This is a genomic window from Streptomyces sp. NRRL F-5727 (assembly GCF_000719555.1).
In the GTDB taxonomy this organism is placed as follows: domain Bacteria; phylum Actinomycetota; class Actinomycetes; order Streptomycetales; family Streptomycetaceae; genus Streptomyces.
Genome location: NZ_JOGX01000109.1, coordinates 1 through 11,901 on the forward strand (window position 1 = coordinate 1; position 11,901 = coordinate 11,901).

General features: G+C 74.2%; 11 protein-coding genes. 4 read left to right on the forward strand and 7 right to left on the reverse strand.

Features of this window, described 5'->3' with window-relative positions; genetic code table 11:
• From IF73_RS0136075 to IF73_RS38330, 7 genes are all read right to left on the reverse strand, one after another.
• Nucleotides 1–1,521 (reverse strand): sensor histidine kinase (locus tag IF73_RS0136075; RefSeq protein WP_037881637.1); only part of this gene is annotated, 1,521 nt, incomplete at its 3' end.
• Between the two features lie 515 nt (nucleotides 1,522–2,036).
• Nucleotides 2,037–3,455 (reverse strand): MFS transporter, encoded by a 1,419-nt coding sequence (locus IF73_RS0136080; RefSeq protein WP_051717676.1) that lies wholly within the window; start codon nucleotides 3,453–3,455, stop codon nucleotides 2,037–2,039.
• The gene (locus IF73_RS0136085) at nucleotides 3,452–4,009 is read right to left on the reverse strand and encodes a phosphoribosyltransferase family protein (protein WP_031015514.1); all 558 of its coding nucleotides are present in this window, start codon (nucleotides 4,007–4,009) and stop codon (nucleotides 3,452–3,454) included. Before IF73_RS0136085 ends, IF73_RS0136080 begins: the two co-directional genes overlap by 4 nt.
• Before the next feature lie 56 nt (nucleotides 4,010–4,065).
• On the reverse strand, nucleotides 4,066–4,791 hold the full coding sequence (locus IF73_RS38990; protein WP_051717678.1) for a hypothetical protein: 726 nt from the start codon (nucleotides 4,789–4,791) through the stop codon (nucleotides 4,066–4,068).
• Nucleotides 4,775–5,884, reverse strand: coding sequence for a ribose-phosphate pyrophosphokinase-like domain-containing protein (locus IF73_RS38995; RefSeq protein WP_051717679.1), 1,110 nt, complete (start codon nucleotides 5,882–5,884; stop codon nucleotides 4,775–4,777). The genes IF73_RS38990 and IF73_RS38995 overlap by 17 nt, the downstream gene beginning before the upstream one ends.
• The gene (locus tag IF73_RS0136100; protein ID WP_051717681.1) at nucleotides 5,881–6,630 is read right to left on the reverse strand and encodes an HAD family hydrolase; all 750 of its coding nucleotides are present in this window, start codon (nucleotides 6,628–6,630) and stop codon (nucleotides 5,881–5,883) included. Before IF73_RS0136100 ends, IF73_RS38995 begins: the two co-directional genes overlap by 4 nt.
• Before the next feature lie 12 nt (nucleotides 6,631–6,642).
• Nucleotides 6,643–7,212, reverse strand: coding sequence for a TIGR00730 family Rossman fold protein (locus IF73_RS38330; RefSeq protein ID WP_051717682.1), 570 nt, complete (start codon nucleotides 7,210–7,212; stop codon nucleotides 6,643–6,645).
• A 388-nt stretch (nucleotides 7,213–7,600) separates the two neighbouring features.
• On the opposite strand from IF73_RS38330, the gene IF73_RS0136110 reads away from it, so the two are divergent.
• Genes IF73_RS0136110 through IF73_RS0136125 form a run of 4 tightly spaced genes read left to right on the forward strand, consistent with a single transcriptional unit; the run spans nucleotide 7,601 to nucleotide 11,801 of the window.
• Nucleotides 7,601–8,743: a hypothetical protein gene (locus IF73_RS0136110; RefSeq protein ID WP_063833511.1), complete on the forward strand. Its 1,143-nt coding sequence runs from the start codon at nucleotides 7,601–7,603 to the stop codon at nucleotides 8,741–8,743.
• Nucleotides 8,740–10,116: a hypothetical protein gene (locus tag IF73_RS0136115; protein WP_031015522.1), complete on the forward strand. Its 1,377-nt coding sequence runs from the start codon at nucleotides 8,740–8,742 to the stop codon at nucleotides 10,114–10,116. Before IF73_RS0136110 ends, IF73_RS0136115 begins: the two co-directional genes overlap by 4 nt.
• 8 nt (nucleotides 10,117–10,124) lie before the next feature.
• Entirely contained in the window at nucleotides 10,125–10,868 is a 744-nt protein-coding gene (locus IF73_RS0136120) for an SDR family NAD(P)-dependent oxidoreductase (RefSeq protein ID WP_031015524.1), read from the forward strand.
• Nucleotides 10,869–10,883: 15 nt separating this feature from the next.
• Nucleotides 10,884–11,801, forward strand: coding sequence for a TauD/TfdA family dioxygenase (locus IF73_RS0136125; protein WP_031015526.1), 918 nt, complete (start codon nucleotides 10,884–10,886; stop codon nucleotides 11,799–11,801).
• Nucleotides 11,802–11,901 lie beyond the last annotated feature (100 nt).

Genomic DNA, 11,901 nt, shown 5'->3' on the forward strand with positions numbered 1-11,901 from the left:
GACCGGCGCCGCGGGCGCGGGAGCCTGGTAGGGGTACGCGACGGGGGCCGGTGCCTCCGTGGGTACGGGGGCGGGGGCGGGCGTCGCGGCCGGCGGGAACGGCGCCGAGGGGGCGTCGGTGCGGGGCTGCGGCGGCTGGACCGGATGGGGCTGCTGGGCCTGCTGCGTCTGCTGGGGCCGGTCGTGCTGCGGCTGCGGCTGCTGGAGCGGCTGCTGCTGGAGCGGCGGGGTGCCGCCGCCGGTGACCGCGGCGGTCTGCCGCTCGTGCTGGGCGAGGCCCTCCGGGTCGGCGCCGAGGAGGCCCTGCGGGAGGACGAGGACGGCCTGGATCCCGCCGTAGATGTTCGACTGGAGGCGGACGGCGATGCCGTGGCGCCGGGCCAGCGCGGAGACCACGAAGAGGCCGATGCGGCCGTCCTGGAGCAGATGGGCGACGTTGACCTGGTCGGGGTCGGCGAGCAGCGCGTTCATCTTGTTCTGCTCGCCGACGGGCATGCCGAGGCCGCGGTCCTCGACCTCGATGGCGAGGCCGGCGGTGACGTACTGGGCGCGCAGCAGCACGGTGGTGTGCGGCGCGGAGAACACCGTGGCGTTCTCGACGAGTTCGGCGAGGAGGTGGATGACGTCGGCGACGGCGTGGCCGCGCAGGGTGCCGTCGATCGGCGGGACGAGCTTGACCCGGGGGTACTGCTCGACCTCGGCGATGGAGGAGCGGAGCACCTCGGTCATGGTGACCGGGTTGGACCACTGGCGGCGGGAGATCGCGCCGCCGAGGACGGCGAGGTTCTCGGCGTGGCGGCGGATGCGGGTGGCCAGGTGGTCGACCTGGAAGAGGCCCTTGAGCAGGTCGGGGTCCTCGACCTCGTTCTCCAGCTCGTCGAGGAGCTGGATCTCGCGGTGGACGAGGGACTGGAGCCGGCGGGCGAGGTTCACGAAGACCTCGACCTTCTGCTCGTTGCCGACGCTGCTGGAGAGCCGGGACGCCTGGACGACGGCGGCGACGGCGGCCTCGTGGGAGCGGGTCAGCTCGGCGCCGAGCCGGTCGAACTCGTCGCCCTGCAGGCCGTCGGGGAGCGCCGGCCGGGGGGCCGGGTCCTCGCCGCGGCGCAGCTGTTCGACGAGGGCCCGCAGTTCGTTCTGGTCCTGGGCGGCGTCCCGGCGGAGGCCGGCGACGCGGGCGAGGACGGCCCGGGCGGCGCGGTCGGCGCCGAGCGCGGCAGCCGTCACGGAGGCGACGGTGAGCGCGGCGGCGCCGGTGAGCGCGGCCCACAGGGCGGGTGTCGGGCTGGTGCCGGTGGAGCGCAGGGTGAAGAGGACGGCGGCGGCGCCGCCGAGGGCGACGGCGACGGCGGGGAGGACCGAGGTGCGCAACAACTGGGGGCGTATGCGCACTTCGGCGGAGGCGGCCGTCGCGGGCCGGGCCGGAGTGGTGCCGTTGGTCGTGGTGCGGGCGCCCGATCGGCCGTGCCGCCCGCCCTCGCGGCGGTCGGACCGCGGGGCGGGTGCGCGAAGTTGTGACATGGGTGTCCTTGGTACGTGCCCGGAGATTCGGCGTACTGAGGGGTTTCGGGGGTATGGGTGGTGCTGGTGGGCTGTGTTCGGGGGTGCCGATGAGGACGGCAGGTGCGATGAGCCTACCGATGATCACCGACCACACAGGGTAGTCGTCAACCGTTCATGTGTGGTGCTCAGTTGGCAAACCTGCCCGTAGACCTGCGGAGTCTGGTACCGGAGCCGATGTGAACGGCCGAGATCGATTGGCCGAAAGTCGACGTCGCGGCACGGGAGTTGTCCGGAGCGGAACCGTACGAAAGAGGGCGGAGAGGCCCATTGACCTCGCTCCGCTGCGGAAACGTCCTCGGCCCGCACCCGAACGGAATCCCCCGAAGGGGCCCGTACGGGGCCGCCGACCGCCCCTCTCGTCACGGAGCGTGAGGGGTTGGGGGGAGGTTGGGCCCCGTCGCCGGGCGCTGACCGCCGGGACCCAGGCTCATGACCGTCGGTGAGACCGGAACCGGCCGCACCGGCGGGACGCGTCAGCCCGTACGGAGCGCCGCTTCCTCGCGCCCGTCCCGACCAGGCTTACGGGCACGGCCGGCCCGGGCGGCGAGCGGGAGGACGAGGCAGCCGGCCAGCGCCAGGACGGCGCCGCCGAGCAGCGAGAGCCGCAGGCCGGTGGGCGACAGGGCGTCGCCGGGCGCGAGACCGCCCGCCAGGAGGAGGACCGCGAGGCCGCACGCGACCCCGGACTGCTGGGTGGTGACGAGCAGTCCGCCCGACACGCCGTGCTCGTCCGGGCGCAGGGCGGCCGCGGCGGCGACGGCCGACACGACGCCGACGAGGACGAGTCCGAAGCCCGTCAGACAACTGCCCACGACCACGAAGACCCACGCGGCCGGGCCGAGGGGCGTCAGCGCGAGGACCGCCATCCCCGCGGCGACGGCCGTCAGACCGCAGCCGTACGCGCGGACCGCGCCGAGGCGGGCGTGCAGGGGGCCGGCCGCCCGGGCTCCCAGCGCCGCCGCGGCGGCGTCGGGAAGGAGCATCAGGCCGGTGGCCGACTGGGACCAGCCGAGCGGGCCCTGCATGAGGACGGTGACGAAGAAGACCATGGAGCCGCCGGCGGCGGGGGCCCAGGCCCCGGCGAGGTTCGCCAGCCTGACCGGCGGCCGGGCCAGGAGTCCCGGCGGGACCAGCGGGTCGGCGCTCCCCCGCCGGCCGCGCGTCCGCGCCCGCAGGGCGAGCGCGCACACCGTGCCCGCCGCAAGGATCAGGGGCGTGTCCCACCCTCCGGGGACGGCGTCCGGGGAGAGCGCCGCGGTCACGGCGACGACGCAGCCGCCGAGCAGCAGCGCGCTCGCCGGGTCCGGGCGGCCGGCTCCGCCGCCGGCCCGGTGCTCCGGCACCCAGCGGGCGACCATGAGCAGGGTGGCGCCGGCCAGGACGGCACAGGCGCCGAAGATCGCCGGCCAGCCCAGGGCCTCGGTGATCACCCCACCGAGGACGGCCCCGCAGGCGAAGCCCAGGGACGCCCCCGCGCCCCACCAGCCGAGCGCGAGCGCCCGGTCGCGCGGGGCGGGGAGGGAGGTGATCAGGGCGAGGGCCGCGGGCGTGGCGAAGGCCGCCGCCGCCCCCTGGACGATCCGGAGCGCGACCAGGGGGCCGAGGCCGGGCGCGCCGGCCGCCGCCAGGGAGGCGAGGGTGAAGGCCCCGAGCCCCCACAGCAGCAGCCGGCGCGGTCCGAGGACGTCGGCGTACCGGCCCGCGCAGAGCAGCAGGGAGCCGTAGGCGAGGGCGTACCCGGAGAGGACCCACTGCAGCCCCTGGGCGCTCGCCCGGAACTCCTCGCCGATGCCGGGCAGCGCGACGGTGGCGATGGAGAACTCCAGGGCCACCAGCAGCTGGACCGAGCAGAGGGCGAGGACGCGGCGCCAGGGGCGGTGCCCGGAGGTCATCCGGCGCTTCCGGTTCCCCGGTCGCGCGGGAACACCGGCAGGTGGACGAGGGAGACGACCGCGGGGCGCGCCTCGCCCTCGGTGGCGACGGCGAGGGTCTGGGCCACGGTGCCGCGCGCCGCGGCGACCAGGGCCTCCAGCGCCTGGAGGGTGCCGCCGCTGCTGACCACCTCGTCGACGAGGGCGACCCGGCGTCCGCCGATCAGGGCGGCGTCCGCGTCGTCGAGGATCAGCTCCTGCTCGCCGGGGGTGCCGATGCTGCGGACCGGGACGCGGAGCGGCTCGACCATGTGCGGGCGGAGCTTCTTGCGGGCGACGGCGCAGGGCAGGCCGGTGCGCTGGGCCAGGAGGTGGGCGAGGAGGATGCCGCCGGACTCCGGGCCCAGGATGACCTCGGCGTCCGGGTCGAGGCGTTCGGCGAGCACGGTGACGGCCTTCTCCAGGAGCGGGAGGTCCCCGTACAGCTTGAGGAAGGCGATGGAGACCTCGTCGCCCACGGGGACGATGGGGAGGTCGCGGCGCAGGCCGCCGATGTCGATGGTGTGGACGGACATGGTGCTGCTCCTGATCGGGAGGAGGAGGGGCCGGGGGGCCGGGGGAAGGGGGCGTCTCAGGCCGGGTGGGGGCGGGCCCGGGCGGCCAGGGCGGTGCGGAGTTCGCCGAGGCGGTTGAGCCGGGGCGAGCGGTGCGGGAAGACGGTGCTGCCGAGCACGAGCAGGTCGGCGCCGGCCGCCGTCATGCCGGGCGCGGTGGCCGGGCCCATGGCGCCGTCGACCTCGACCTCCCGGATCACGCCGGTGTCGCGCAGGGCCGCCGCGGCGGCGACGGTGGCGCGGCTCTCCGGCCGGAAGGGGCGGCCGGCGCCGCCGGGTTCGACGCTCATGACCGTCAGGCGGTCCGGCGTCAGGTCCCGGACGAGGGCGCGGGAGATCGTCTCGCCGGGGTCGACGGCGAGGCCGACGGCCGTGCCCCGGCCCGCCGCGTCGCCGAGGGCGGCGCGGGTCTCCTCGGAGAGCGACCGCTGGTGCACGGTGACCGTCGTCGCGCCGCGGGCGGACGCCTCCCGTACGGCGGCGGCGGGGTCCACGAGCATGATGTGGACGTCGATCGGCAGCTCGCAGGCGTCCCGCAGGTCGCTGATGGTCTCCAGGGGCAGGCCCAGTCCGCCGCCGAAGGCGGGCTCGACGAGGTCGACGTGGAGGCGGGTGACGCCGAGGCCGTGCAGGGCCTCGACGTGGCTGCCGATACGGGTCTGGTCGAGGCAGACGACGGAGATGGCCAGCTCGGGGCAGGGGGCGGCGTCGACGGCGCCCACCTGCTCAGCGGTGAGTGTCATGAAGGGGCTTCCGTTCGGGCCCCGCCGGCGGGGCCGGGGGCTGTCGTTCGGTCTGTCGTCCCGGGACCGGGGGCTGTCGTTCGGGCTGTCGTGCCGCGGCCGGCGCCGCGGTGCCGAGCCGGTGGGTGAGCGCCGTGGCCAGCCAGGGCATCGCGGGGCTGACGGCGAGTCCGGGGAGGTCCGGCCGGTGGCCGGCCGCGTCGGTGGTGCGGACGGCGCGCAGCACGCCCGTACCGAGCAGGCGCTCCAGCCTGCGGGTGCCCGGCGCGGTGAGCCGCAGGTGGGTGGCGACGACGTCGATCACGACGTCCGGGTCCCGGGCGCGCAGGGCGGCGGCGACCTGCTCGACCGTGGCGGCGCTGGTGATCAGGTCGTCGACGACGACCGCGTGCCGGACCGGTCCGGCGCCGGGGGGCGTGCCCAGGGCGACGGTCACCTCCTCGGGCCCGGTGCGGCGCTTCTCCGCGACCAGAAGCGGGAGTTCGAGGCCGGCCGCGAGCGCGCCGACCTGGCCGGCGGCGCCCGCGTCGGGGGCGACCAGGACGCTGCCGTCGCGCAGCAGGGGGCGCAGCAGGCCGATGCGGATCTCGTCCGCGGGCAGGAAGACGAGGCGGGTGCGGGTGCGGGCGAAGAGCTCCTGGAGGAGGTCCTCGGCCCCGGAGGCGAGGGAGAAGACGGCGTCGAGGCCGGCGGCGGCGGAGAGGTCGGCGAGCAGCCCGGCCATCACGGGCCGCCGTTCGCCGGGCACCCGCCGGTCGTGGCGGGCGTAGGCGAGGTGCGGGAGGAGGGCGACGATCCTGGCGGCGCCGTGCTCGCGGTAGCAGCGGGCGGTGGCGAGCAGGCTCATGAGGGAGAGGTCGGAGGGGGTGTCCGCGCCGGTGACGGACTGGCAGATCACGACCGTGCGGCCGGCCGGGTCCTCGGGGAGGTCGACGCACAACTCGCCGTCGGGGAAGGTCCCGTCGGGGGCGTGATGGGCGGTCACCGACCAGCCGGCCCGGCGCAGGGCGGTGTCGAGGGCGGCGGCCGAGGGGCCGGGGAAGGCGGTGAGGAAGTCGCGGCAGTAGGCGACGACGACGACGGGGCGGCTCACCTCACCGCCTCCGCGCCGGAGCCGGCCTCCCGGCGCGCGGCCGTCACGCCCGGCCCGGGCCGCGTGCGCCCCGTCTCCCTGTTCCGGCCCGCCGCCGCGGGCTCCGTCTCCTCGTCCGGCAGCACCATCCGCAGGGCGTGGGCGATGTCGTCGCCGTCGTAGTGGTGGGCTGCCAACTCTCGCAGGTTCGGGGTGGAGTTGACGGCGACGGTGCGGGTCAGGGCGCGGAACAGCGGGACGTCGGAGTCCGCGTCGCCGAAGGCGACGACCTGGTCCAGGCGGAGGCCGAGCCGGCGCCTCAGCCGGTCGACGATGAGGGGCTTGTCCTCCGGGTCGAGGATGTCGGTCGGGTAGGTCGACGCGAAGACGTGGTCGAAGCCGTCGAAGAGCTCGGCGAAGGGCCTGGGGGACATGGTGATCAGGCAGGTGACGTAGGAGCGGGCCCGTAATCGGGCGAGCGCCTCCTCCAGTCCGCCGATCTTGGGGCAGCCGGCGAAGGCGGTCCGGTAGAGGCCGTCGCCGGCCCGCTCCCAGGAGGTCAGGCAGTGGTCGGCGAAGGCGGTGCTGTCGATCAGCCCGGCGCGGTACTCCCGCTCCAGGCGTTCGACCGTGGCCACGTCTCCGGCGGCGAGGCCGATCTGGCGGCACGCGGTGGTGCCGGGGATCAGGGTGCCGTCCATGTCGAAGACGGCGAGTCCCGGCGGCGCGGGCGCCGGTGGCGGGGCGTGCTCGGCGAGGGCTGTCATCGTCCGGCCTCCTCACGCCGCCGAGAAGAGGTGCGGCAGGCTGCGGTGCCGGCCGAGGGCGTCGAGCAGCTCGGCCGGGTCGGACGCGACGACGATGTTGTCCAGATACGGCTTGCGGACGAAGCCCTCGTCGACGGCGTGCCGGACATAGGCCAGCAGGGGCTGGAAGTAGCCGTCGACGTCGAGCAGTCCGCAGGGCTTGCCGTGCAGGCCCAGCTGCGCCCAGGTGAGCACCTCGAAGAGCTCGTCGACGGTGCCGAAGCCGCCGGGCAGGGCGACGAAGGCGTCCCCGAGCTCGATCATCCTGGCCTTGCGCGCGTGCATGCCGGAGACGACGTCGAGCCGGGTGAGGCCGGGGTGGGCGACCTCGTGGGCCACCAGGTGTTCCGGTATGACGCCGATGACGGGGGCGCCGCCCTCCAGGGCGGCGTCGGCCAGCGCGCCCATGAGGCCGCCGCCGGCGCCGCCGTAGACCAGCCCCAGGCCGAGGGAGGCGATCCGCCTGCCGAAGTCCGCGGCGGATTCGACATAGGAGGGCCGATGTCCGGACGAGGCACCGCAGTACACCGTGATGTGACGCACGAGGAATCCTGTTCTGACGTAGTACAGGTGGAACGGAATCGGATTTCGGACAGAGAGGCGTCCGAAACGTCGCGAAAAAACGGCGACAATCTTTATCCGGGGCCGCCGGAAATGCTGCGGCGAGGAATGGAACCGGACACTCGGCGATGGATTCCGGCCGATCGGGGGCCGGTTTCCGCAGGGTCCGTGAGGCTCAGTCATACGTACGAGCAGGTGGGACTGTAGCGCACATCCGTAACCCTCTGTCCAGTACGGATCCGCTCCTTGTCACGAGTCATGCGTATGACTACTGTGGCGCCCGCCTGCCCCGGAGCATGTCGCTCCGAGGGCATCTCGCACTGCGCTACGTGAGTTCGACCATTCGTCTGTTCCGACGGGAAGGTTCCACGTGAGTCAGTCTGTCCAACTTCTTGTCGACGCCCTCCTGGTGATCGGCTTCGGGGTCCAGCATTCCGGACTCGCCACGTTACGGGTCAAACGCGCCGTCAAAGCGAAGACCGGAATAGAACCCCTGGCCTGGCGTTCTGTCGAATCCCTGGCCAACGTCGTCTACATCCTGGCCGCCGCGGCCCTCTGGCAGAGCACGGACACGGTGGTCTGGGAGCTCTCGGGCGCCGCCATGGTGATCATGTACGCGCTCGCCGTGGCGTCCTGGCTCTGGTACTGGCAGCTGCACCTCTTCGAGTACGACTGCGGCCTGGCCTTCGGCTCGACGACCCTCGTCTCCGAGGCGGCCAAGGCCGGCCGGCCGAAGATCACCAACTGGAAGGTCGGCAGCCGCCGCTGGATCCGGTTCCCCGTGCACACCGCGTTCTTCGGCATGTTCTTCCTGCTGCCCACGATGACCGCCGACCTGCTCGTCCTGGCCGTCGTCGCCAACGTCTACAACGTGATCGGCAGCATCCTCTACGACAAGCGCCTCATCGCCACCGCGGGCGAGCCCTATCTGCGCTACCTCCATGTGACCGGCCTGATCTTCCCGCCCGTCTACCGCGCCCCGAAGGGCGCGGGCGACCTTCCCATGCCCGCCCCCGCGCACTGGCGCCGGCCCTCGATGCACCTGCCCGGACTGGTCGTCGGCCTCGGGCTCGGCGTCCTCTACCACCTCCTGATCGGCCCGACGGCCGTCACCCCGATGGACATGCTCAAGGCGGGCGGCGCGGGTCTGCTCGGCGCCGTCGTCACCGGCCTGCTGCTCGGCGCGGTCCTGAAGCCCAGGGCCGCCGACTGGGCCCAGCAGCAGACCGACCTCTCCACCACGGTCGCCCTCAACGCCGCGACGGGCGTGGTGACCTGGGCGACGATCGGCTGGGTCCAGACGGGCCAGGCACCGTCCTTCGCCGCCTTCCTGCCGCTGTGGTTCATCGTCCAGTACCTCGGCCACGTCTTCGCCTTCCTCGCCGGGCGCCGCAAGTGGACGGCCGCGCTCGCCGGCGAGGGCTCCGCCGAAGCGGCCGCACCGGCCGCCGCGCCGGAGAAGCCCCGGATCGGCGTCACCGCGCGGACGAACACCGCGGGGGGCGTCAGTTGACCGGCACCCTCGTCTCCCCCGGGCAGCTGCCCCAGGAACGGACCCGGAGCCTGGACATCCCGCTCCGCCGTCCCACGGGCCAGCACCCGTACTGGCACCGGGACGAACCCGTCCTGGCCGTCGCCCGCGTCGACCCCGGGTACGGCGGCCTGAAGGACGCCTTCCCGGCCGGCTGGAGCCACCTCGTCCGCGCCAAGTCCCTCCTCGACGGCGTCGCCGCCCTGGACGTGCCCGCCCTCGACGCCACGGACGGGGGCCGCGAGCAGAGCGCGTCCCTCGTCCGGGCTGCGGCCGGGGAGCTCCGCGCCTTCGCGGCCACCGAGGGCGCACCCGGCACCGAGGCGGCCGTCCTGCACGCGCGGGAGGCCGCGCGGCGCCTGGACGCCTACGCCCGCACCGGCACCTGGGAACCGGGCGTCGTCCGCGAACCCGAGCCCCGCGCGCCCTGGCTGTACTGCGGCCCGCTGGCGAGCTGGGCCATGCGCGGCGCCGCCCGCTCCATCGCGCTCCTGGTGGCGGTGCCGCCCGCCGAGGACCTCCAGGCCGAGGTGGACGTCGTCACCCTCCACACGGACCGGGTCGCCGAGCGGGTCGGCCGGGTCCTCGGCGGAGAGGTGCGCCCCGCCCAGCCCGTCCAGCCGGCGATGCACGTCATGGACCTGCTGCTCGGCGGCGGCGAATCGGCCCTCGGGCACAAGAACTTCGCCCACTTCTTCCCGCTGGAGGCGGAGGGGGCGCAGGTCCCGGGGCGCGAGTTCACGGTGGTCTTCGCCAACATCCACCGGGCCCGGCTCCGGCACTGCTCCCTGCGGCTCTTCGAGGAGATCCAGGGGCGCGAGGCCGAGACCCGTCCGGACGGCCTCCTGCGCGCCTCGCTGCGCTGGTTCCGCGGACACGACCTGGCGCACTTCTGGCGGCGGACGACGGTGACCGGCGAGGGCACGCCCGCCGAGGGGCTCACGCCCTTCGAGCGCATGTCGCTGGAGGAGGCGTACGCGGACGTCCTCGGACTGCTCTCCGCCCTGCTGTTCGTCTCCGACCTGCACCTCTCGGAGGCGTACCGGGCCGAGATGTACCGCTACCTGTCCCGCCGGCACCACCACTTCGCCGACACCGCCGCGGCCGTCCTCACGGCGGGCTGGCTGCGCCGGCACGGCGTGCCGCTGGAGCCGGAGGCGGGCGTCCGCTGGCTCCAGGAGGGGCTGCCCGCCCTGGAGGAGCTGGCCCGGGTGCTGCACCGCACGCTCTGGGAGGGCGACGGCTCGGCGCTGCCGGCGCTGCGGTCCGCCCTCGCCTCCGGAGGCGCGTACCAGCACCACCGCGCCGACGCCTTCCGTCTGCTGCCCACCGACCTCTCGTACACCTTCGGCTGAAAGACACCATGAAACAGCGCACTGTCATCATCTCCGGCGCCTCGTCCGGCATCGGCCTCGCCACGGCGCGCCGGTTCGCCGCCGCCGGAGACCGCGTGGTCAACCTCGATCTGGCCGCTCCCGCCGAGGCGGACGCCGTCGGCGAGTGGATCAAGGCCGACGTCACCGACTGGACCGGACTGCGGGGCGTCGTCGACGGGATCCGCGCGTCGCACGGCTCCATCGACGTCGTCGTCGCCAACGCCGGTATCAGCACCCGCCGTTCCTTCACCGACATGACGGAGGACGAGGTCCGGGCCCTGCTCGACATCAACCTCATCGGCGTCATCGCGCTGTGGCAGGCCGCGGCCCGCCACATGATCGAGGCGAAGAGCGGCGTCCTGCTCGCCACGGCCTCCACCAACGCCTCGGCGGGCTACCCCTACTACGCCGACTACAACGCCTCCAAGGCCGCGGTGCTCGCGCTCGCCCGCACGGTCGCCCTGGAGCTGGCCCCCCACGTCCGCACCGCCTGTGTGAGCCCCGGCTACGTGATGACGCCCATGCAGCGGGCCGAGTACACGGACGAGATGTTCGCCGAGGTCAACGCGAAGATCCCGGCCGGCCGGCACGCCGACCCCGCGGAGGTCGCCGAAGCGTTCCACTACCTCGCCTCCGACGGCGCCCGGTTCCTCACCGGTCAGCAACTCGTCCTGGACGGCGGCGAACTCGCCGGCGGCACGGCCTCGGCCCACGGCACCGTCTTCAACTGAGGGGAGCACCCGACCATGCAGCACGACCTCGTCCTGAGCCGCCACGGCAGCGGCTCCGGCACCCTGATCACCTCGGAGAACGGCCGGGCGCTGGACAGCCTGGACCGGGAGTGGCTCCTGGAGGAGCTGGCCCGGTCCGGCCACCTCGTCCTGCGCGGCTTCGCCCCGTCGATCGAGCAGTTCAACGCGCTGGTGACCACGGTCTGCACCCGCACCACCCTCGACCCCGCGCGGGAGTTCAGCGAGGGCACCACCGTCCAGAAGGTCGACCTCGGCACGGACGCCGTCGGGCTCCACACGGAGCACGGCACCAACCCGCTGACGCCGGACGTCACCTGGTTCTTCTGCGAGAGCGCGGCGCGGGCCGGCTCGCAGACCACGGTCTGCGACGGCTACGACGTGTGGGACCGGCTGGCCCCCGAGACCCGGGCGCTGTTCGAGCGGCAGGAGATCCTCTACTCCCGCAACATCGCCGAGCACGCGTGGCGCGCGCTGGCGTCGAGCCTGCTGAACGGCTCCAAGCCGGACGACGAGATCACCGTCGACGACCTGATCGGGCTGGCCGCGCTCTTCGGCGAGGACAAGCTCCACATCCGGGCCAACGACGACGGCTCCATCCACTACGTCTACAAGGTGGCGGCGGCCCATCCGACGCTCTTCGGCGAGCGCCTGGCCTTCGCCAACAGCATCCTCGGGCCCTCGTACCACTACGAGGCGCCCCGGATCGCCTTCGCGGACGACTCCGAGATCCCCCAGGAGGCGCTGGCCGACATCGAGAAGGTGACGGCGGAGCTGACCGAGAACATCGAGTGGCAGGACGGCGACGTCGCCATCGTCGACAACACCCGTGTCATGCACGGGCGTCGGGCGATCGAGGACGCCGACCGGCGCAAGATCTTCGTCGCCCTGGGCTACGTGGACGACCGCCGCTGACCGTGGGGCCGGGGGCCGTACCCCAGGGTGCGGCCCCCGGCCCGACGGCACCCCCACTCCCCCACGCCCCCACCCCCCCACGAAACCCCCCCCCCCCGCC

Bases quoted from the DNA above. Each gene is read 5' to 3' on its own strand.
- IF73_RS0136120 (WP_031015524.1), top strand. From the start codon at position 10,125: ATGAAACAGCGCACTGTCATCATCTCCGGCGCCTCGTCCGGCATCGGC.
- IF73_RS0136100 (WP_051717681.1), bottom strand. From the start codon at position 6,630: ATGACAGCCCTCGCCGAGCACGCCCCGCCACCGGCGCCCGCGCCGCCG.
- IF73_RS38990 (WP_051717678.1), bottom strand. From the start codon at position 4,791: ATGACACTCACCGCTGAGCAGGTGGGCGCCGTCGACGCCGCCCCCTGC.
- IF73_RS0136125 (WP_031015526.1), top strand. From the start codon at position 10,884: ATGCAGCACGACCTCGTCCTGAGCCGCCACGGCAGCGGCTCCGGCACC.
- IF73_RS0136080 (WP_051717676.1), bottom strand. From the start codon at position 3,455: ATGACCTCCGGGCACCGCCCCTGGCGCCGCGTCCTCGCCCTCTGCTCG.
- IF73_RS0136085 (WP_031015514.1), bottom strand. From the start codon at position 4,009: ATGTCCGTCCACACCATCGACATCGGCGGCCTGCGCCGCGACCTCCCC.